This window comes from Burkholderia sp. AU39826 (assembly GCF_020419965.1).
In the GTDB taxonomy this organism is placed as follows: Bacteria; Pseudomonadota; Gammaproteobacteria; order Burkholderiales; family Burkholderiaceae; genus Burkholderia; species Burkholderia semiarida.
On the sequence record NZ_JAIZQG010000008.1, the window covers coordinates 59,916 to 80,754 of the forward strand.

The following is a 20,839-nucleotide window of genomic DNA, read 5'->3' on the forward strand; positions in this document are numbered from 1 at the left end:
CGCTGATTCGCCCGACCCGGCCGGGCCGGGCAGCGCGTCAGCCCTCGCGCCCCGGCACGGGCGCGTCCGCTGCCGCCTCGCCCGCCGCACCGGCGCCGAGCTCGGTCGCCGGATACGCGTGCTTCTGCAGCTCGGCGAGCGACTCGGCCGTCGGCTTGCCGACCTTCTCCTGCATCGCCGCCAGCGCGGCCGCGATCGCATCGCGCGCCGCCGCGGACGTCGCGCGGCGATCGCCGCCCGGCGCGATCGGTTCGCACACGTACAAATGCGCGACGAGCGGGCCGCCGCGCAGCACCATGTCGAGCGACTTGCCGAGTGACAAATCGCCCGTGTAGGCCGGCGCGACTGACTGCCGCCCGTGCGCGTCCTCGTACATCAGGCAGATCGGCTGCACCGCGCAGCCGGCCGACACCGCGGCCTGGAACAGGTTCGCATGGAACGGCAGCAGATCCTGGCCGTCGGACGTCGTCCCTTCCGGAAACACGCACATCACGCCGCCGTTGCGCAGGCGTTCGGCCATCTCGTGCATGATCCGCATCGCCTCGGTGCGCTTCTCGCGCTGCAGGAACACGGTGTCGAGCTTCTCGGCGAGCCAGCCGACGACCGGCCACTGCCGCACCTCGGCCTTCGACACGAACGGCGTCGGCCGCCACGCGTTGATCGCGTAGATGTCGAGCCACGACACGTGGTTGCCCACGACGAGCGCGCTCGCGTCGAGCCGCGCGCCGTCGTTGTGGACGACGAGGCGCATCCCGCAGATGCGCAGCATCTTGAGCGACCAGCGGCGCGTCAACTCGGCGCGGTGCGCGGGCGTGACGTGCGAAAAACGCAGCGCGACGATCACCATGCCGCGCAACAGGTGAAAGACGAGACGCAGCTTGCGAAAGGCGATCATGGCGAAGGTCCGGCGTGGTTCAGTGGCGCTCGAACGCGACCTGCCCGCCCACGAGCGTCGCGCGCACGGTGGCCGGCAGTTCGTAGCCGAGGAACGGCGAGTTGTGGCCCTGGCTCTTCAGCGCACGCGGCTCGACGCGCCAGTGCGCGCGCGGGTCGAACACGCACAGGTCCGCCGCGCCGCCTTCGGCAAGGCGCCCCGCCGGCAGTTGCAGCACGTCGGCCGGCGCGGCCGTGATGCGGCGCAGTGCCTGCGCGAGCGGCGTGCGCGTCTCGTCTGCCCATTTCAGCGTGAGCGACAGCAGCAGCTCGAGCCCCGTCGCGCCCGGCGTCGCTTCGGCGAACGGCAGCAGCTTCTCGTCGTCGTCGACCGGCGTGTGATCGGAGCAGATCGCGTCGATCGTGCCGTCGGCAAGCGCCGCGCGGATCGCTTCGCGGTCGCGCTCGCCGCGCAGCGGCGGATCGAGCCGGAACTGCGAATCGAAGTAGCCGATGTCGACGTCGATCAGGTGGACGTGGTTCACGCCGACGTCGCAGGTCACGGGCAGCCCTTCGGCCTTCGCCGCGCGCACGAGCGCGAGGCCGGCCGCCGACGACAGCCGCGCGAGGTGCACGCGCGCGCCCGTGACACGCATCAGCTCGAAAATGGTGTGCAGCGCGATCGTCTCGGCCGCGACCGGCACGCCGGACAGCCCGAGCCGCGACGCGAGCGCGCCGCTCGCGGCCACGCCGCCGCGGCCGATGAACGCGTCGAGCGGCCGCAGCCACGTCGTGTAGCCATAGGTGCTCGCGTATTGCAGCGCGCGCAGCAGCACCTGCGTGTCGCGCACCGGCACGTTCGCATGCGTGAAGCCGACGCAGCCGGATTCGGTCAGCGCGACCATCTCGGTGATCACTTCGCCCTTGAGGCCGACGGTCAGCGCGCCGAGCGGATGCACGTTCGCCTGCCGCAGGTTGCGCGCGCGGAACTTGAGCATCTCGACGAGGCCCGGCTCGTCGAGCACCGGGTCGGTGTCCGGCGGGCACACGAGCGTCGTGACGCCGCCCGCGACGGCCGCGGCCATCTCGGACGCGAGCGTCGCCTTGTGTTCGTAGCCGGGCTCGCGCAGTCGCGCGCACAGGTCGACGAGGCCGGGCGCGACGATCAGGCCCGATGCGTCGATCGTCTTGTCCGCGTTGAAACCGGCCGGCGCGCCGCCAAGCGCGGCGATCTTGCCGTCCGCGACGAATACGTCGGCCTGCCGTTCGGTGCCGGCGACCGGGTCGATCAGCGTGCCGCCTTTGATATGAATCTTCATGCGCTGTCTGTGAATGCGTTGATTGCGTTGAATGCCTGAATGAGGACGCGCGAAAGCGGGCTCAGTCGCTGTTGCCGGCGACGATGCCCATCACCGCCATCCGCACGGCGATGCCGAACGTGACCTGGTTGAGGATCACCGACTGCGGACCGTCGGCGACCTGCGAATCGATCTCGACGCCGCGGTTCATCGGCCCCGGGTGCATCACGATCGCGTCGGGCGCGGCGAGCGCGAGGCGCTCGGGCGTCAGGCCCCACGTCTTGAAGTACTCCTGCGCGGACGGCAGCAGCGCGCCGCTCATCCGTTCGTTCTGCAGGCGCAGCATGATGATCACGTCGACGCCCTTCAGCCCTTCGTCGAGGTTGTGGAACACCTTCACGCCCATCTGTTCGAGGCCGCCCGGCAGCAGCGTGCGCGGGCCGATCGCGCGCACTTCGGGCACGCCGAGCGTGGTGAGTGCGTGGATGTCGGAGCGCGCGACGCGCGAATGCAGGATGTCGCCGACGATCGCCACGCGCAGCTTCGTGAAGTCGCGCTTGTAGTGGCGGATCGTGTACATGTCGAGCAGGCCTTGCGTCGGATGCGCGTGGCGGCCGTCGCCGGCGTTGATCACGTGCACGTGCGGCGCGCAGTGCTCGGCGATCAGGTACGGCGCGCCGCTCGACGCGTGGCGTACGACGAACAGGTCGGCATGCATCGCCGACAGGTTGTTGATCGTGTCGAGCAGCGATTCGCCCTTGCTCGTGGACGACGCGTTGATGTTCAGGTTCAGCACGTCGGCCGACAGGCGCGTCGCGGCGATCTCGAAGGTCGTGCGGGTGCGCGTCGAGTTCTCGAAGAACAGGTTGAATACGGACTTGCCGCGCAAGAGCGGCACCTTCTTCACTTCACGATCCGTCACGCTGACGAACTGCTCGGCCGTATCGAGGATGTGATTGACGATCGAGCGCGGCAGGCCTTCGATCGACAGCAGATGCTTCAGCTCGCCGTTTTTCGTGAGCTGCGGGTTGCCCTTCAGGAAACCGTAGCGAAACCGGTCGGGGCTCGCGGTCGCCGCGGGATTGCCGGTGCGGCCAGTGGTGTCGGTGGTCATGATGTGCGTGATTCCAACTATGCAAACGGGCCGCGGTGCAAACCAGCGGCCCGGGATACGGTTCGCGTGTGGTTCAGGCGCCGTGCGACTCGACGCGCAGCGTGAACCGCGCGTCGTCGCGCGCGAGCACGAGCGTCGCGCCGGCCGGCACGTCGAGCGTGCCGCCCGCGAAGCGTGCGGCGACCGGCAGCTCGCGGCCGCCGCGATCGGCGAGCACCGCGAGCTCGACCGCGGCCGGACGGCCGTAGTCGAACAGCTCGTTGAGCGCCGCGCGCACGGTGCGCCCGGTGTACAGCACGTCGTCGACGAGCACGATGCGCGCGCCGTCGATCTCGAACGGCAGCGACGTCGGGCTGGCCTGGCTGTGCAGCCCCTTCTTCGCGTAGTCGTCGCGGTGCAGCGCGACGTTGACGACGCCGAACGCCGGTGCGCCGAGATCGCGCGCGAGGCGCTCGGCGAGCCACGCGCCGCCGCTGTGAATGCCGGCGAGCCGCGGGCCGCCCGGTTCGGCGAACGCCGTGCCGTACGCGGCGCGGATCTGGTCGAGCAGGACGCGGTAAAGCGCCTCGGCGTCAATGATGCTCATGGTCGGACAATTGATCGAGATACTGTTGAAGAATGACGCGCGCGGCCTCGGCATCTAGCATGTCGGTGCGGGCGCGGCCGCGCACGTTGCGCTCGCGCATCCCGGCCTCGGCCTCGACCGACGAATAGCGCTCGTCGATCCACGTGACGGGCAGCCCGAAGCGGCCGTTCAACTGGTTGCCGAAGCGCTTCGCCTGCAGCGTCATGTCGTGCGGCGTGCCGTCCGGATGCATCGGCAGGCCCACGACGAGCGCGTCCGGCCGCCATTCGGCCAGCAGGTCGCCGACCGCCTTGAAGCGGTGTTCGCGGTTCAGGTTCTGGATCACGACGAGCGCACGCGCCGAGCGCGTCAGCGCGTTGCCGATCGCGACGCCGATCCGTTTTTCGCCGTAGTCGAACGCCAGGAGCGTCGCATCGCGCGCGCTCGCGCCACTCATGCGTGCCCTGCTTCGCCGGACAGCATCGACGAGCTCACGCCGAGCAGGCCGAGCGCGGCTTCGAAGCGCTCCTCGGCCGGCGTGTCGAACACGATGCGCGGATCGGCGGCGACCGTCAGCCAGCCGTTGCGGGAAATTTCTTCCTCGAGCTGCCCGGCGCCCCAGCCTGCATGGCCGAGCGTCAGCAGGAAGCGTTTCGGGCCGGTGCCCGTTGCGACCGCCTCGAGCACGTCCTTCGACGTCGTCATCTCGAGCCCGCCGTCGACGGACATCGACGAGTTGTAGCTCGCGCCCTCGACCGGCTCGTGCAGCACGAATCCGCGCTCGGTCTGGACCGGGCCGCCGAAATACACGGGAATGTGCAGCAACGGCTCGATGTCGAGCTTCAGGTCGATGCGGTTGAACAGCGACTCGAGGTCGATGTCGGTAGGACGATTGATGACGAGGCCGAGCGCACCGCGCTCGCTGTGATCGCAAAGATAGACCACCGTTCCCGAGAACGTCGGATCGGCCATGTTCGGCATGGCGATCAGGAACTGGTTGGTGAGATTGATGCGATCGGAAGGCTTTGACATGGTTTGAATTTTAGCAAAGACGCCGCGACCTGACCGGGCCGCGATCAACAAGCAACGCCGCGCCGCGCTGGCAACGGCGCGCGCGGATCACACGGCACTCTAACACGCGCGCGGGCGCTGTCGGCAGCGTGTTGCAGGCCCGCCCGGCGAGGCCCGCCGTCGCGTGTCCGTCCCCTTGTTCGTCAGCTCCGGCCGAGCGCCGCGCCGAGCGCTTCGGACGCCGCCGTGAGATCCGGCGGCGCGACGCCGGCCGCGATCTTCAGGAGCGCCGCGCGCAGCATGTCGGACGCATGGCGGTGCGCATCGAGGCCGCCGTCGGCGAGCGGCACGCCGTGCGCCGCACGGCGCCACACCAGGCCGAGCGTATCGGCCAGCAGCGCCGCGTGGCCGAGCCCGAGCGCGCACGCGGCCGTGCCGACCCGATAGGCGGCGCCGGACGCGTGCCATGCGGCGCCGGCGTCGGCCGTGGCCGGATTGGCCGCCAGATCGGCCATCGACGCATCGGCGGTCTGCAGGAAATCCTCGTACGCATGCGCATTGACGGTCACGACGCCGAGCGCACGAGTGGGGGCGGCGGCGACCGCATCGTGCTCGGCCCGCGCGGCATCGGCCTCCCACAGTGCCTCGGATGCGGGCGTGCCGGCGACGTGCCAGTCGACCGTCAACCCGTAGTCGTGCAGCACGTCGACGAGCGCGACATCCTCGGCCGCGGCGCCGAACAGCGCGAAATCGCGCCATAGCAGCGCCACCGTCTCGCGCACCAGGTCGGGCGGCGCGCTGCGCCGGCCCTGCGCGTGTTCGCCGAGCAGCAGGTTGGTCCGCGCGAGAAACCGCTTGAGCTCGGGCGCGCCGCTTGCCCGCAGCGCGCGCATGCACGCGGCCGCGAGCCGCCAGAAGTCGTACGGTGCGTCGTCGGTGAGCGCGGCGAGCAGCGCGTCGAGTTCGTCGAGCGCCGCGCCCGGCGTACCGTGTTCGGCACGCAGCACGCCGAGCAGCGCCTGCTCGTAGCGGGCGCGAATCCGGGGTGCGACGGTATCGGGCAGCGCGCGCAGCGTGGCGGGCGGCACCGCGCGGCCGACCAGCGCCAGTGCATCGAGCGGCACGCTTGCGCGCAGGTCGGCAGCGCTTTGCGCGCGCAACGCCCGGAAATGCTCGAAGAGAACGGGCGAGCACGCAAGTTCGCGCAGATTGTGGCGCCCGACGGCCGCACGAAAATCGCGCAGCGCCGCATGCCAGCCGGCCGACGTCGGCTCGGTGGCAACGAGCGGCACGGCCGCCGACAGTTGGCCGGCGAAGCGCGCGGCCGGCAGCCAGCCGGCTTCCGCCAGTACGGCAGCGGCAGCGGCAAGCGGCGCCGCGGCGGCGTCGCGCCGCTCGAACGCGTCGGCGGCCGCCGCCAGCCACGCGTCGGCCGCGCGCACGGCGCCGCCGCGCGGGTTGGGTAATGCGTCAGGGTGGGGAACGTTCGCCGGATCGGACGTCATGGGCACGCGCGCCTGTCATCGTCAAGTCGCTCGCGCGTGCCCCGGCGCGAGCGCCGGGCCGGTGCGAGGCCTGAGCGGAGTGCTCGTGGGCCAGCGGTCCGGTCAGATCTGGACCATCTCGAAGTCTTCCTTGCGGGCGCCGCATTCAGGGCACGTCCAGTTGATCGGGACGTCTTCCCAGCGCGTGCCCGGGGCAATGCCCTCTTCCGGCAGCCCGGCTTCTTCGTCGTAAATCCAGCCACAAATCAGGCACATCCAGCTCTTGTATTCCATCTTAAGCCGCGTCGGGGAAAAGTCGGTAAATTCGGGAGCCATGATGGTACCGTGTCGGGGCCGGACTGCCTAGCAATCGCGCTGGAGGACGGCAACTACGTTGCGCCGCGCTAAAAAATCCGTCGTACCGGCCGGATTCCACCGCATAATGGCTGAAAAGTGCGGCCTGCCGGGCAACACGGGGCCGAACAAAGCCCATTCGCCTCGCCGTCCGCATGTCCGTCGCTTGTCCGTTTTTCTCTTGCCCCATTTTTACATGTCCAGCAACGCCCCTCCGATCGTCCTCACCTTCGGCCTGTCCGATCCCACCGGCGGCTCCGGCCTCCAAGCCGATCTGATGACCTTGGCGAGCATGGGCTGTCACGGCGTGTCCGTCCTGACCGGCTATACCGTGCGCGACTCGGCCGCCTGCGACGAGGTGACTGGCCTCGACCCCGACGTCGTCGCCGCGCAGGCGCGCATGCTGCTCGAAGACATGCCGGTTGCCGCGTTCAAGATCGGCGCGGCCACGCGCGCGGAAGTCGTCAGTGCGATCGCCGAAGTCGTGGCCGACTACGACGGTGTGCCGCTCGTGCTCGCGCCCGATTTCACGCTGGACGACGAACACGTGCTCGCGGCCGACGACCTGCGCGAATCGATCGCCGATCTGCTGGCGCCGCAAACCACGCTGCTGGTCGCCGACCACGCGACGCTGATCGCGCTCGCGCAGCCGGACGGCGATGCCGAGGCGCCGAATCTCGACGCGGCCGTGTCGCATCTGCTGTCGCAGGGCTGCGAATACATCCTGTCGTCGGAAACGGGTTCGCACCGGCTCGTCAACACGCTGTACGGCGAGGAAGGCCAGCTTCGCGAAGACATGTGGGATCGCTCGCCGCATCGTCTGATGGGCATCACCGATACGCTCGGCGCAGCCATCGCGGCGTTGCTCGCGAACGGCCAGGAGCCGCCCGAAGCGGTGCGCGAGGCGCAGGAATATCTGTACCAGGCCGTGCGCGACGCGTTCCGGCCCGGCATGGGTGCGTACCTGCCCGACCGGTTCTTCTGGGCGCGCAGCAACGACGAGTCGGACACGCCGCCGGCCGTGAAGGCCGATTCGGCGCCGAGGACGTCGCATCGGCATTGAGCGGCGACGCGGCCGGCCGATCCCGCCGCCGCGAACGGCGCGCCGAATTCCACGTGCAAATAAAAAAAGACCCACATCGCTGCGGGTCTTTTCTTTTGGCTGGAACGCGCATCGCTGCGCGCTCCGGACACCGTCGACCGAAGTCGATTACATGTCCATGCCCATGCCGCCCATGCCGCCCGGCATGCCGCCCGGCATCGGTGCGTCTTCCTTCGGCAGTTCCGCGACAGCAGCGTCCGTCGTCAGCAGCAGGCCCGCGACCGAAGCAGCGTTCTGCAGCGCGGTGCGCGTGACCTTGGTCGGGTCGACGACGCCGGCTTCAACCATGTCGACGTACTCGCCCGTTGCTGCGTTGTAGCCGTAGTTGCCCTTGCCTGCAGCAACTGCCGCCACCACGACGCTGGCTTCTTCGCCGCCGTTCGTGACGATCTGGCGCAGCGGCTCTTCCATCGCGCGCAGCACGATCTTGATGCCGGCGTTCTGGTCGGCGTTCGCGCCGGTCAGGCCTGCGATCGCGGTGCGTGCGCGGATCAGCGCAACGCCGCCGCCTGCCACGATGCCTTCTTCCACAGCTGCGCGCGTAGCGTGCAGTGCGTCTTCGACACGTGCCTTCTTTTCCTTCATTTCGACTTCGGTCGCAGCACCGACCTTGATCACTGCCACGCCGCCTGCCAGCTTGGCCACGCGCTCTTGCAGCTTCTCACGGTCGTAGTCCGACGTCGCTTCTTCGATCTGCGCGCGCACTTGCTTCACGCGTGCTTCGATGCTTGCAGCTTCGCCTGCGCCGTCGATGATCGTCGTGTTTTCCTTGCCCACTTCGATGCGCTTCGCCTGGCCCAGTTCTGCCAGCGTTGCCTTCTCGAGCGTCAGGCCGGTTTCTTCCGCGATGACTTGACCGCCGGTCAGGATCGCGATGTCTTCCAGCATCGCCTTGCGACGATCGCCGAAGCCCGGCGCCTTGACCGCAACGGTCTTCAGGATGCCGCGGATGTTGTTGACGACCAGCGTGGCCAGTGCCTCGCCTTCGACGTCTTCTGCGATGATCAGCAGCGGACGGCCAGCCTTCGCGACTTGCTCGAGCACCGGCAGCAGATCACGGATGTTCGACACCTTCTTGTCGTGCAGCAGCACGAACGGGTTGTCGAGGACGGCGACTTGCTTGTCCGGGTTGTTGATGAAGTACGGCGACAGGTAGCCGCGGTCGAATTGCATGCCTTCGACGACGTCCAGCTCGTCGGCGAGCGACTTGCCGTCTTCGACGGTGATGACGCCTTCCTTGCCGACCTTGTCCATCGCTTCAGCGATGCGATCGCCGATCGACGAATCGCTGTTCGCCGAGATCGAGCCGACCTGGGCGATTTCCTTGTTGGTCGTGCACGGCTTGCTGATCTTCTTCAGCTCTTCGACAGCCGCTGCGACTGCCTTGTCGATGCCGCGCTTCAGGTCCATCGGGTTCATGCCCGATGCGACGTACTTCATGCCTTCGCGGACGATCGATTGCGCGAGGACGGTTGCCGTCGTCGTGCCGTCGCCTGCGTTGTCGCTGGTCTTGGAAGCGACTTCCTTGACCATCTGCGCGCCCATGTTCTGGAGCTTGTCCTTCAGCTCGATTTCCTTCGCGACCGACACACCGTCCTTGGTGACCGTCGGGCCGCCGAAGCTGCGCTCGAGCACGACGTTGCGGCCCTTCGGACCCAGCGTGACCTTGACTGCGTTGGCGAGAATGTTCACGCCTTCGACCATCTTCGAACGGGCGGAATCGCCGAATACGACGTCTTTAGCTGCCATCTTCTAACTCCTTGAATTCTTGGGAATATGTACCGTCGGACGACGCTTACTTGGCGTTGACCACGGCCATGATGTCTTCTTCGCGCATGACCAGCAGTTCGTTGCCGTCGACCTTCACGGTCTGGCCTGCGTACTTGCCGAACAGAACACGATCGCCGACCTTCACGTCGAGCGCGATCGGGGCGCCCTTGTCGTCGCGCTTGCCCGGGCCGACGGCCAGGACTTCGCCCTGATCCGGCTTTTCAGCAGCGGCGTCGGGGATCACGATGCCCGAGGCGGTCTTGGTTTCCTGATCCAGGCGCTTGACGATCACGCGATCGTGCAAAGGACGAAGGTTCATATTCACTCCTCTCTTGACTGAGATTGAAGAACGCTTAGGGAACTGCCCGGCTCATCGCCCGGCAGAGAATTGTTAGCACTCTCGTGCAGCGAGTGCTAATTATATGGACGGGTTTTGACAAATTCAAGAAGGGAAACCGGAGGAATTTTCGAGGCGGCGACGCGGCGGGAAAACGGCTGAAAACAATGAAAAACCCTTTCAAAACAAAGCCATGACGATCGAAACCGACCCGAAGGGCGGGCTCGCGAGGCCCGCGAATCCCATCCAGCCCCGTTTGGACACCGGGTAAGCCCGGAGTTCCCGAGGCCGCCGACATCGCATCGAAAAAAACGTGCGGGCGCCCATTTCATCCGCCGCGGCGCGGTCGTTCGCCGGCGTCGCCGGGCCGATCCTCACGCGTCGGCGCAATCCGCGCCCGACAGCGGCCGGAAGGTCCGGCCGTCCGTTTCGACGGTCGCGCCCAGCCGCCGCGCGAGCCCCTTCGCGCCTTCGCGCATCACGACGTCGTGATTCCATCGGAACAGCGGTCGCGCGAGCGGCTCGAGCCAGTTCATCCAGCGCAGGTGCGTACGGATGTGCCAGTCGTAGCGCACGACGGTGCGCGCGCCGTCGGCGGCGAACGACCAGCGGCCGTCGCCCTCGATCGCGCCGCTCGCATGGCCTTCCAGCGCATGCGGCCGCTCGACGCGACGCACCCGCATGTCGAAGGTCAGCCGGTACGGCAGCGCGCCCTTCCACGTATACCGGTGCAGCGCGCCGACGCCGCGCGCGTCGCCCGGTTCGAGCTCGACGGTGCGCACGGCACCCTTCCACCAGTCGGGCCAGCGGTCGACCTGGTAGATCGCGTCCCAGACCGCCGCGAGCGGCGCGTCCACCCGCCAGGTCGTCGAGAACCGGTACTCCGCCATGCAGCCTCCGGCATTGCGCGTCAGGGACGCGGATCGGCGCGCCGTCAGGGCGCGAAGAAACGCTCGGGAAACGCGACGTCGATCTCCACGTCGTCGAGCGTCACGGTTTCGAGCGGCACATCGTCGTCGCCGGCGTAGCTGACCACCTTCAGCGGAAAACCGTCGTCGGTGTCGAGCCACAACCGGTAGCGATGCACGCCGTCGATCGCATGCGCGGGCGCGCCCGTGACCAGCACGCGCAGCGCGCGCCGGCCGCCGATGGTTTCCTCGCCTTCGGTCACCGTCGCGCCGCCCTGCTGCAGCGCATGCACGCTGCGCAGCAGTTCGCCGACGTCCGAACGGTCGACCCGGTGGCCGCTGCGGTCGCGCACGAGCGGATTGGACGGCGACAGCGTCAGCGCGGGCGGCGCGTGCGTGCCGAACGGGCGCAGCCGCACCTTGCCGTCGCCGGGATCGTACGCGAGCACCGCGCCGCGATGCGGCGACACGAAATCCATCCGGACGAAGCCCGGTTTCAGGTACGCGTAACGGATTTCGGTGTGCTCGCCGTCGCGCGCCGACGAGCGGATCGTCGCCCGGTACGAGCGGACGTGGTCGAAATGAGTCTGCGCGACGGTCACGGGATCGGCGGTCATGCTCACTCCTATCAGGCTCGCGGCCAGCAACGCGGCGATCACGGCGCCGCCTCGACGTCGAGCACGCCTTCCATCCCGCGCTCGCGATGGCTGCTGAAAAACAGCAGCCGGTGCGTGCAATAGTAGGCGAATCGACCCGGCTGCTGCGGCGTGAAACGGAACGTCCTCGGCGTCGTGCCGAGTTCGGTATGCACTGCGATGCCCGCCTGCGGCGGCGCGTCGATCTCGAAGCTGTGCGGCACCACGCCGGGCTCGGCCGACACGGTCAGCTCCACCGGCAAGTTCGCGCGGACGATCACGTGATTCGGCCGGAAAAAATAGCTGCCGCCGACGATCGTCACACGCTGTACGCCGTCGGCATCGACCGGTACGCGCACGGGCGCATTTCCCTGCGCTCGCGCAAGCATCGTGCCCGCGAGGCACGCCGCCAGCACGAGCTCCTTCATCATCGCCGTCTTCATCGCCTGCTCCCCGCGGGCGCCGTGCGTCATCCCTTCCACGCATCGGCCGGCCCGCCCAGCGCTGCGCATGCGTCGATCGCCAGCTCGCGCAGACGCCGTTCGTCGCCACGGCCGGACAGCGCATAACCCATGCCGCGATCCGACCAGAAATACGTGTAGCGGCCGTCCGCCGACAGCGCCTGCGGCGCGAGGCGCCCCGCATCGTAGGCGGTCATGTACAGCGTCACGCGCGCGCCGTCCGCGCGCTGGTACATCAGCTGTGCGGCCGGCCCCGCGTCGCCGGGCAGCAACCGGCCGCCCAGCAGCGCGTAACCATATTCGTCGAGCGACGGTGCGCGCACCGGCCGGCCGATGCGCGCCGACAGCCATGCGGCGAGACGCGCGGGATCGGCCGCACCGACTTCCACCGGATGCTCGCGGTCGGCCGCGTACACCGCGTACGCGGCATCGGCGCGCGCGGCGAACGCCGGTTCGCGGCCGAATGCCGCCCAGGCCGCATGCAGCGCGACACCGATCAGCAGCCCGGCCGCCAGCCCCGCGCACGCGTGCGCGGCGGCGCGCCAGCGCGACGCGCGGCGCTGCACGAACAATGCGGGCGCGGCGCCCGGCAACGGAAACAACGCCTTCAGCGCATCGCGCTGCGCACGGTAATGCGCGAATCGTTCGGCTTCCTGTGGATCGGACTGCAGGCGCTCGAGCATCTCGCGCCGCTCGTGCCCGGACAGTTCGCCATCCAGCAACGCGGACAGCAGTTGCGCCGACGCGTCGTCGTCCTGCCGGTTCGAAGGCTTGCGCGGATCGTCCATCATGGCTTCCCGATCACCCGTAACGTGGCCGTGCCGTGCGCCGCCGGCGCGTCGGTCAGCAACGCGCGCATCTGCGCGCGCGCCCGCGCGAGCCGCGACATCACCGTACCCACCGGCACGCCGAGCACCTGCGCGGCATCGCGATAGCTCAGCTCCTCGAGCGCGACCAGCAGCAGCACCTCGCGCTGCTCGACCGGCAGCCGGTACAGCGCGCGCTGCACGTCGCGCAGCTCCAGCCCGCCGACTTCGCCAACGGGCGCGGCCATCGTCTGCCACGGCGCCGTCGCGTCGTCCACGGCGATCTCTTGCCGCGCGCGCAACTGGTCGATGAAGCGGTGCCGCAGCAGCGTCAGCAGCCACGCGCGCAGGTTGCCGCCGTCGCGCGGCGGCCGGTTCAGCGCACGCTCGAGCGTGTCCTGCACGAGATCGTCGGCCCACGCGCGCTCGCCCGTCAGCGCACGCGCATAGCGCGTGAGGTGCGGCAGCCACACCAGCAGGTCCGATTCATAGCTCATCGGGGCGCCTCGCGCGTCGCCGCGCGGTCACGGCCGCGCGACGTGCCACATGCCGCCGATCCCGTCGCCGCCGGCGTCGCCAGCCTTGCGGTCCATCTTCCAGCGATACAGCGGACGGCCGCGGTACGCCCATTGCTTAGTGCCGTCGTCGCGGGCGACGACGCTCAGCGCACCCGACGGCTTGTCGTATGCGTCGGCGAGCGCGGGCGGCCAGTTGGCCGCGCACGCGCCGTCGCACATGCTCTTGCCCGGCGCATCGCGGTCGAACACGTACAGCGTCATGTGCGCTTCGTCGACGAGTTTCCCGTCGCCGGCCTGGGGCGGTTCCGCGGCCGCCGGCCGCACGATCGCCGCCGTCAGCGCGGCAGCGAAGAGCATCCGTTTCATTCCCGTTCTCCTTGGCGTCGTGTCGCGACACGATGCGGCCAGACGGGACGATCGGCTTCGTCGCGATCATTATCCCGCCGGCCGGCGGTGCCGGAACTCGGTATGTAAACGGACGGCGACGGCCTGTTATTCCATACGGCGCCGCGACCGGCAGCCGCGATCGTTCATGTGACGAAAGAACGCGGGAAGCCCGAAATGACAACGCGGCATGACATCGCTGTCATGCCGCGTTGGGCGACCCGTACTGCATCGCCGGTATTGCACGGCCCGTATTGCGCGACCGTCTCGCCCGACGGCCGATGCGGCGCCGTCGGGCGGTTTCGGCCGGTTACCTCGGCAATGCGCCGGTCAGCGACTGGAGCAGCGTCGTCACCGGTGCGAGCGGGTTGTTCGGCGAGCTGTTGCCCGAATGCGGCGTCACCGACAGACTCGGCGCGGAACCGAGCGCCGTACCCACCGACGTGCCGACCGCATTGACGACCGTCGCGGTCGAATTGGCCCCCACCGTCAGCAGCGAACCGACCGCGCCGGCCGTGCCGCCGGCCGCGTTCGCGCCCGAGCCGAGCAGGCTGCCGCCTGCCGCTGCCGTCGAACCGGCCGCGCCCGACAGCGCGCCGGCCGCCTGGCCGAGCGCCGCCGGACCGGACGCGAGTGCGCCCGTCACCGAACCGAGCGCACCGGTCAGGGCGCCCGCCGGGTTGCCGCCGCCCGTCAGGCCGCTCACGAGGCTCGTGATCGGCGCGATCGGGTTGTTGCCGGCAGCGCCGGACAGCGTGCCGACCACCTGGTTCACGACGCCTTGCACCGGCGCGAGCGGGTTGGCGCCGCCGAGGTTGCCGAGGGCGCCCGTCACCGAGTTCAGCGCGCCCGTCAGTGCGCCGGCCGGATTGCCGCTGCCGAGCGCGCCCACGACCTGGTTCACGACACCCTGCACCGGCGCCAGCGGGTTCGTGCCGCCCAGCGCGCCGAGCGCGCCCGCTGCCGAGCCGACCGCGTTGCCGAGTGCGCCGGTGGCCGTCCCGACCGCGTTGCTCAGCGTGCCGGCCGGATTGCTGCCGCCGAGTGTGCCCACGACCTGGTTCACGACGCCTTGCACCGGCGCCAGCGGGTTCGCGCCGCCGAGGTTGCCGAGCGCGCCCGTCACCGAGCCGAGGGCGCCGGTCAGCGCGCCGGCGGGATTGCCACCCGGCAATGCGTTCTGCAGACCGTTGACGAGGTTCGTGATCGGCGTGATCGGGCTGCCGCCGCCTGCACCCGACAGCGTGCCGACGACCTGGTTCACGACGCCCTGCACCGGCGCCAGCGGGTTCGCACCGCTGAGCGCGCCCGTCACGGCGTTCAGCGCGTTCGTCAGCGCACCGGCAGGATCACCGCTGCCGAGCGTGCCGGCGAGTTGCGTGACGGCGCCTTGCACCGGCGCGAGCGGGCTCCCTGCGCCGCCGACGTTGCCGAGCGTGCCGTTGATCGTGTTGACCGCGTTGCTCAATGCGCCGGCCGGGTTGCCGCTGCCTAGCGTGCCGGTGACCTGGTTCACGACGTTCTGGATCGGGGTAATCGGGTTCGCGCCGCCGCCGAGGTTGCCCAGTGTGCCGGTTACGGTGCCGAGGGCGCCGGTCAATGCGCCTGCAGGGTTGCCGCCGCCAACGCCGCCCAGTGCGCCCGTCACCGTGCCCAGGGCGCCGGTCAATGCGCTGGCCGGGTTGCCGCCGCCGATGCCGCCGAGTGCGCCCGTCACCGTACCCACGGCACCGCTCAGCGCACCTGCCGGGTTACCGCCACCGAGCGCGCCCGTCACCTGATTCACCACGCCCTGCACCGGCGCCAGCGGATTCGTGCCGCCGCCGACACCGCCCAGCGCACCCGTTGCCGTGCCGAGCGCGTTGCTCAGCGTGCCGGTTGCCGTGTTCAGCGCGCCGGTCAGTGCGCCGGCCGGGTTGCCGCCACCGATGCCGCCGAGTGCGCCCGTCACCGTACCCACGGCACCGCTCAGCGCACCTGCCGGGTTACCGCCACCGAGCGCGCCCGTCACCTGATTCACCACACCCTGCACCGGCGCCAGCGGATTCGTGCCGCCGCCGACATTACCCAGTGCCCCCGTCACCGCCCCCACGGCGCCCGACAGCACTTGCCCCGGCTCGCCGAGCGACGTCTGGATCGTGCCCGACCCACCCGCCGTCACGGTGACCGAACCGAGCGGCGACGTCCCCGTCGCGCCCAAGCCGACCGACACGCTGTTCGTCGGCGGATTGACGATCACTTGCGGGATCGGCAGCGCATCGAGCGCCGCGGCCATCGCAGACCCCGAAGCCAGCACCCCGACCACCGTCGCGACCGACAACGCCACACCCGTCAATTTAAAATTCTGTCCCATCGTTATTTTCCCCATCTCGGTTGGCACTACGTTGACAAAGCATGGGGACGGATTGCACGAAGCGTGCCAATACAAAAACCGGATGGATTTGTCTGCATATTGACCGGCAATAACGCTTTTTTTAATTGATTTCCGACGAATTCACGCGTCGCGACGCCACAATAGTCTGACGAAAAGCGCCATCGGAGCGGGGATGTAACGTAACGTTTGCGAGCCTCGTGGTGACGTGTACCGGTACATTCCGCCAATGCCGGAACACGCGCCGGCAATGCAGCCCAATACCGTGACGACGGGCCGCCCATTACGCATTTCGGCAATATGAAAATGCATTGATCAATCGCGAATTTGCTGATTTTCTTTTGTCGCGAAATTTTCTTTCTTGTCGATTACGCAGATCATTTCCAATTGCGCGGATTTCGACGAGCCGGACAGCAGAACGAAAAACTGTGAAGCAAGCGCATGCCCGCCGGCGCGTGCCGGCGACCGAAACCGCATCCGCGCGCCGCAGGTTCAGCCGAAGCGGGCGGGCCGATACGGATGAGGATCGATATAGGTCGGCGCGCCCGTCATCATCTCGGCGAGCAGGCGGCCGGTCGCGGGCCCGAGCGTGAGCCCGTGATGGCAATGGCCGAACGCGAACCACAAATGACGGTGACGCGGCGCCGGCCCGATCACCGGACGCATGTCGGGCGTGCATGGCCGCATCCCGAGCCACGGTTCCGGATCGAGCCGCTCGCCGATGCCGAACGCGTCGCGCGCCAGCGGTTCGGCGCGCGCGAGTTGCACGCCGGTCGGCCGCGCATCGCGCGGCGCGATCTCGACGCCTGTCGTGAGCCGCAGGCGGCCACCCTCCATCGGCGCGACGACGAATCCGGCCTCGGTATCGCACACGGGCACGTTCAGCGGCGTGCGCGTCGGCCGGTAATGCATGTGATAGCCGCGCTTGGCGCGCAGCGGAATCCGGTAGCCGAGCGGCGCGAACACATGATCGGACCACGGCCCGAGCGCGACCACGGCAGAGCGTGCCGAGATCGGCCCGTGTTCGGACCGGACCTGCCAGCCGCCATCCATCTGCACGAGCGTCGTCGCGTCGCCGCACACGAACGTGCCGCCGTCGCGCTCGAACAGCCGCGCATACGCCTTGGTCAGCCCGCCCGGGCTCGATACGGTCTTCGGGTCCTGCCAGTGGAACGCGCCGCAGAATGCATCGCCGATGCCGGGCTCGCGCGCCCGCAGCGCATGCGCATCGAGCACGGTCATCCGCAGCCCGTGCTCGGCCGCCACGCGCTGCTGCGCGCGCGCTTGCTCGTCGAACAGCGCGGGTGAACGGAACGCCTCGATCCACCCGCCGTCGCGCACGAGCGGCTGCGCGTCGGTACGCGCGAGGAGCGCCTCGTGCTCGACGACGCTCGCCGCGACAAGCGGCAGCAGGTCGCGCGCGGCGGCCGCGAGCCGCCGCGGCGACGATTCGCGCCAGAAGCGCGCGAGCCAGCCCGCGTACGCCGGCAGTGCGCGGTAGTCCCAATAGAGATCGACCGAGCGGTTGCGCGCATAGCGCAGCAGCGTGCCGAGCTGGCGCGGAAACGCATACGGCACGACCGACGAGCGCTCGATCAGCCCCGCATTGCCGTGGCTGGTTTCCTCGCCGGGCGCGCGCCGGTCGACGAGCGCGACGCGCAGCCCGCGATCCTGCAGATGCAGCGCCGACGACACGCCGACGATGCCGGCCCCCAGAACGATGACGTCGAAATCCATGGTTCCCCGTACTGCGTCGAGATGGGATGCGCGGTGCGCCGGCCCCGCGGCCGGCGCGCGGCGGCGCTTACTTCGCGATGATGTCGCGCTTGAAGTACTTCTGCGACAGCGCGCTCAGCGTGCCGTCCTTTTTCAGCGCATCGAGCGCGCCGACGATCTTCGCCTGCAGCGCCTTGTCGTTCTTGCGCATCCCGAAGCCCGTGCCTTCGCCGAGCGTCGCCGGATCCTTCAGCGGCTCGCCGACGATCTGGTAGTCGCGGCCGGCCGGCTTGTCGAGGAACCCGTCCTGCGCGGTCTGCGCTTCCTGCACGGCCGCGTCGAGACGCCCCGCGACGAGATCGGCATAGATCTGGTCCTGCTCCTGGTAGGACACGACCGCCACGCCCGCATTGGCCCAGTGCGCCTTCAGGAAATCCTCCTGCGACGAGCCCTGCAGCACGCCGACGTGCTTGCCGCGCAGGCTCGCGACGTCGGGCTTCAGCGGCGCACCGCGCTTCGCGACCATCACGATCGGCACCACGTAGATCGCCGGCGTGAAGTCGATGCTTTGCTTGCGCTTCGCGGTGATGTTCATCGCCGAGTTGATCGCGTCGAACTTGCGCGCCTGCAGCGCCGGGATCAGCCCGTCGAACGCATTCTCGACCCATACGCACTTCATGTTCAGCTTCGCGCACACCGCGTTGCCGACGTCGACGTCGAACCCCTGCAGTTGACCGGCCGGCGTCTTGCTCTCGAACGGCGGATAGGCGGCTTCGATCCCGAAGCGCAACGTGGTTTGTTCCGCATGGGCCGTGACGGCCGCGCACGCGAGCGCCGCAGCGGCGCAGAGGGAAAGCTTCCAGTTCATGACGGTCTTCCGTTCCGGATTGAGGCGATGAAGATCGGTCGCCCGACGCCCTCGGTGGGCGGCGGGTCGGCATTCGAGTGCAGGCCGCCGCCGCATGGCGACGTGGCGGGTCCTACATGCGAAATATAGACTCAAAGTCTACTATAGACTATAGGGGATACGAGGATGCAGCCTCGGTCCTCGATGTCAAAATTTCCTTAGATCACCCAAAACACCGTTGTTTTCATGGCATTTTTCGTGACATCGACTCCGACACAACATCTCAAAAATAAAAATCCTCACGGTTTTGTTTGTCTATAATGGACTTTTAGTCCATAAATAACCCCGCCGAACACCGTCTTTCGAGACTTTCTGTCCAGCCCGAACCGGAGATGCCCCATGACGCAAACCGTCCCCACCCTGCCGCTGACCGTCGACGAAGCCGCGGTGCGCGCGGCGCTGCCGTCGCTCGACGTGCTCGGCACGCTGCGCCGGATGTTCGCGTCGCTGGCCGCGGCGCGCGCGGTGCAGCCGCCGCAGACGCTCACGCTGTTTCCCGACCGGGCCGGCGACTTCATCACGTATCTCGGCGCGCTCGCCGACGAGCAGGTGTTCGGCGCGAAGCTGTCGCCGTATGTCGTGACAGGCGGCAAACCTGTCGTCACCGCATGGACCGCGCTGATGTCGATGCAGACCGGCCAGCCGCTGATGTGGTGCGACGCGGGGCTGCTGACCGTCGAGCGCACGGCCGGCACGACGGCGCTCGCGGTCGACTGTCTCGCGCCGCGCGACGCGCGTCATCTGGCGATCGTCGGCGCGGGCGCGGTCGGCCTCGCGCACCTGCGGCACACGGCGGCGCTACGCGACTGGGACACGATCCGCGTGTACTCGCCCGCGCTGGCCGGCGACGCGGCGCTGCAGGCGAGCCTGACCGCGCTCGACGCACGCGCACGCGCGGCGGCGAGCGTCGAGGCCTGCGTGCGCGACGCGGACGTGGTGATGCTGTGCACGTCGTCGGGCACGCCCGTGCTCGGCGACGGCATGCTCACGCGTCCCGCGCTCGTCACGTCGATCAGCACGAACGTCGCGCGCGCGCACGAAATCCCGCCCGCGTGGCTGCCTGACATGGACGTCTACTGCGACTACCGGCACACGACGCCCGCGAGCGCGGGCGAGATGCAGATCGCCGCGGCCGAGCACGGCTGGGATGCCGGCCGGATCGTCGGCGACCTGCCCGCGCTCGTCGCCGGCACCTGCGCGGCGCCGTCGCGCACGCGTCACGCGCTGTTCCGCTCGATCGGCCTGGGCCTCGAGGACATCGCGATCGCGCACGCGCTGTACACGCATCTGACGCACGCATGAGCGGCACGCGCGCACGGGGCCGATACAATGGCGCAACCGCCGCGGCGGCCGCGCGCGGGCGCACGGGCATGCCGGCCGGCGGTGGCCCGGCCCGCCGGCCCGACACGCTGCCCCGCTCCCGCCCACCCGAGATCGCGACACCGATGCGCAAGAAGAAATCTCCCGTCAAAGACCTGCTGCTCACCCGCTATGCGCCGATCGCCGACGGTATCGCCGCGCTGTTCTTCCCGTACGCGGAAGTCGTGATCCACGACCTGCACGACCAGACCGTGCTGTATCTCGCGAACAACCTTTCGAAGCGCGAGGTCGGCGACGATTCCGCGCTCGAGGAAATCGATCATTCGGCGCGCGAGCGCGTGATCGGCCCGTACGAGAAGCTGAACTGGGACGGCCGGCGGATGCGCTGCGTGAGCAACGTGCTGTTCGACGACGAAGGCCGGCCGGCCGGGATGATGTGCATCAACTTCAACATCGCGGTGTTCGACGAGGTGCGCGCGACGCTCGACCTGTTCATCAAGGGCGCGGGCGTCGTCGCGCAGCCCGACGAACTGTTCCGCGACGACTGGCAGGAGCGCATCAACACGTTCCTGCACGGCTGGCTGCGCGAGCGGCAGGTCGGGCTGAACGGGCTCACGCGCGAGCACCGGCGCGAACTCGTCGAGGCGCTGTACGCGGAAGGCGCGTTCCGCGGCAAGAGCGCGGCGAACTACGTCGCGAACGTGCTCGGGATGGGGCGCGCGACGGTCTACAAGCATCTGAAGCACCTGAAGGAAACGCAGGGCGACGCCTGAGCGGGATGCGGCGGGCGCGATGACGCGCAGGCCCCGGTCATCGGTACCGGGCCGCCGATTCTGGCGCCCAGGCTTCGCGATGCGCGGGTGCGGTCTCGGTTCCGCACGGGCCCGCCGCGGAAGCGCGGAAGC

22 protein-coding genes are annotated in these 20,839 nt (G+C 69.0%); 3 read left to right on the forward strand and 19 right to left on the reverse strand.

Going from position 1 to position 20,839, the window contains the following annotated elements; all coding sequences use genetic code 11:
- Positions 1-37: 37 nt before the first annotated feature.
- The 8 genes from LGM42_RS16695 to LGM42_RS16730 all read right to left on the reverse strand — a co-directional run bounded on the left by LGM42_RS16695 (position 38) and on the right by LGM42_RS16730 (position 6,639).
- Complete coding sequence (locus LGM42_RS16695) at positions 38-895, reverse strand: lysophospholipid acyltransferase family protein (RefSeq protein ID WP_226232683.1); 858 nt, start codon at positions 893-895, stop codon at positions 38-40.
- A 19-nt stretch (positions 896-914) separates the two neighbouring features.
- Positions 915-2,192: a dihydroorotase gene (locus LGM42_RS16700; protein ID WP_060312829.1), complete on the reverse strand. Its 1,278-nt coding sequence runs from the start codon at positions 2,190-2,192 to the stop codon at positions 915-917.
- 61 nt (positions 2,193-2,253) lie between these two features.
- Complete coding sequence (locus LGM42_RS16705; protein ID WP_041492755.1) at positions 2,254-3,285, reverse strand: aspartate carbamoyltransferase catalytic subunit; 1,032 nt, start codon at positions 3,283-3,285, stop codon at positions 2,254-2,256.
- Positions 3,286-3,358: 73 nt separating this feature from the next.
- Positions 3,359-3,871: a bifunctional pyr operon transcriptional regulator/uracil phosphoribosyltransferase PyrR gene (gene pyrR / locus LGM42_RS16710; protein WP_226232684.1), complete on the reverse strand. Its 513-nt coding sequence runs from the start codon at positions 3,869-3,871 to the stop codon at positions 3,359-3,361.
- Entirely contained in the window at positions 3,858-4,307 is a 450-nt protein-coding gene (gene ruvX, locus LGM42_RS16715) for a Holliday junction resolvase RuvX (RefSeq protein WP_226232685.1), read from the reverse strand. Before ruvX ends, pyrR begins: the two co-directional genes overlap by 14 nt.
- Complete coding sequence (locus LGM42_RS16720) at positions 4,304-4,882, reverse strand: YqgE/AlgH family protein (RefSeq protein ID WP_006491354.1); 579 nt, start codon at positions 4,880-4,882, stop codon at positions 4,304-4,306. The genes ruvX and LGM42_RS16720 overlap by 4 nt, the downstream gene beginning before the upstream one ends.
- A 182-nt stretch (positions 4,883-5,064) precedes the next feature.
- On the reverse strand, positions 5,065-6,366 hold the full coding sequence (locus LGM42_RS16725; protein WP_226232686.1) for a hypothetical protein: 1,302 nt from the start codon (positions 6,364-6,366) through the stop codon (positions 5,065-5,067).
- 102 nt (positions 6,367-6,468) lie between these two features.
- Positions 6,469-6,639, reverse strand: a complete 171-nt coding sequence (locus LGM42_RS16730; protein WP_004186709.1) for a rubredoxin — start codon at positions 6,637-6,639, stop codon at positions 6,469-6,471.
- 256 nt (positions 6,640-6,895) lie between these two features.
- Between LGM42_RS16730 and LGM42_RS16735 the strand changes: the two genes are divergently transcribed.
- Positions 6,896-7,762, forward strand: a complete 867-nt coding sequence (locus LGM42_RS16735; RefSeq protein WP_059574212.1) for a hydroxymethylpyrimidine/phosphomethylpyrimidine kinase — start codon at positions 6,896-6,898, stop codon at positions 7,760-7,762.
- 147 nt (positions 7,763-7,909) lie between these two features.
- Here LGM42_RS16735 and groL read toward each other — a convergent pair whose 3' ends face one another.
- The 11 genes from groL to LGM42_RS16790 form a co-directional block, all read right to left on the reverse strand.
- Positions 7,910-9,550 carry a chaperonin GroEL gene (gene groL, locus LGM42_RS16740; protein ID WP_006485462.1) on the reverse strand — a complete coding sequence of 547 codons (1,641 nt, stop codon included), beginning with the start codon at positions 9,548-9,550 and terminating at the stop codon, positions 7,910-7,912.
- Between the two features lie 46 nt (positions 9,551-9,596).
- Positions 9,597-9,890 carry a co-chaperone GroES gene (groES, locus tag LGM42_RS16745; protein ID WP_011351136.1) on the reverse strand — a complete coding sequence of 98 codons (294 nt, stop codon included), beginning with the start codon at positions 9,888-9,890 and terminating at the stop codon, positions 9,597-9,599.
- Positions 9,891-10,282: 392 nt separating this feature from the next.
- Positions 10,283-10,798 (reverse strand): SRPBCC family protein, encoded by a 516-nt coding sequence (locus LGM42_RS16750; protein ID WP_059574213.1) that lies wholly within the window; start codon positions 10,796-10,798, stop codon positions 10,283-10,285.
- Between the two features lie 44 nt (positions 10,799-10,842).
- Positions 10,843-11,475: a LolA family protein gene (locus LGM42_RS16755; protein ID WP_226232687.1), complete on the reverse strand. Its 633-nt coding sequence runs from the start codon at positions 11,473-11,475 to the stop codon at positions 10,843-10,845.
- Positions 11,472-11,894, reverse strand: coding sequence for a quinol oxidase (locus tag LGM42_RS16760; protein WP_124658278.1), 423 nt, complete (start codon positions 11,892-11,894; stop codon positions 11,472-11,474). The genes LGM42_RS16755 and LGM42_RS16760 overlap by 4 nt, the downstream gene beginning before the upstream one ends.
- A gap of 26 nt (positions 11,895-11,920) precedes the next feature.
- Positions 11,921-12,703 (reverse strand): anti-sigma factor family protein, encoded by a 783-nt coding sequence (locus LGM42_RS16765; protein WP_226232688.1) that lies wholly within the window; start codon positions 12,701-12,703, stop codon positions 11,921-11,923.
- Positions 12,700-13,215, reverse strand: a complete 516-nt coding sequence (locus LGM42_RS16770; protein ID WP_226232689.1) for a sigma-70 family RNA polymerase sigma factor — start codon at positions 13,213-13,215, stop codon at positions 12,700-12,702. Before LGM42_RS16770 ends, LGM42_RS16765 begins: the two co-directional genes overlap by 4 nt.
- Before the next feature lie 27 nt (positions 13,216-13,242).
- Entirely contained in the window at positions 13,243-13,602 is a 360-nt protein-coding gene (locus LGM42_RS16775) for a hypothetical protein (RefSeq protein ID WP_099316113.1), read from the reverse strand.
- A 328-nt stretch (positions 13,603-13,930) separates the two neighbouring features.
- Positions 13,931-15,973, reverse strand: coding sequence for a beta strand repeat-containing protein (locus LGM42_RS16780; RefSeq protein ID WP_226232690.1), 2,043 nt, complete (start codon positions 15,971-15,973; stop codon positions 13,931-13,933).
- Between the two features lie 510 nt (positions 15,974-16,483).
- Positions 16,484-17,728 (reverse strand): NAD(P)/FAD-dependent oxidoreductase, encoded by a 1,245-nt coding sequence (locus LGM42_RS16785; RefSeq protein ID WP_226232691.1) that lies wholly within the window; start codon positions 17,726-17,728, stop codon positions 16,484-16,486.
- Positions 17,729-17,795: 67 nt separating this feature from the next.
- Positions 17,796-18,575: an ABC transporter substrate-binding protein gene (locus LGM42_RS16790; protein WP_059642012.1), complete on the reverse strand. Its 780-nt coding sequence runs from the start codon at positions 18,573-18,575 to the stop codon at positions 17,796-17,798.
- Positions 18,576-18,953: 378 nt separating this feature from the next.
- Here LGM42_RS16790 and LGM42_RS16795 point away from each other — a divergent pair, with 378 nt between their 5' ends.
- Positions 18,954-19,916, forward strand: a complete 963-nt coding sequence (locus LGM42_RS16795) for an ornithine cyclodeaminase family protein (protein ID WP_226224157.1) — start codon at positions 18,954-18,956, stop codon at positions 19,914-19,916.
- Positions 19,913-20,707 carry a transcriptional regulator gene (locus LGM42_RS16800; protein WP_081083254.1) on the forward strand — a complete coding sequence of 265 codons (795 nt, stop codon included), beginning with the start codon at positions 19,913-19,915 and terminating at the stop codon, positions 20,705-20,707. Before LGM42_RS16795 ends, LGM42_RS16800 begins: the two co-directional genes overlap by 4 nt.
- Positions 20,708-20,839 lie beyond the last annotated feature (132 nt).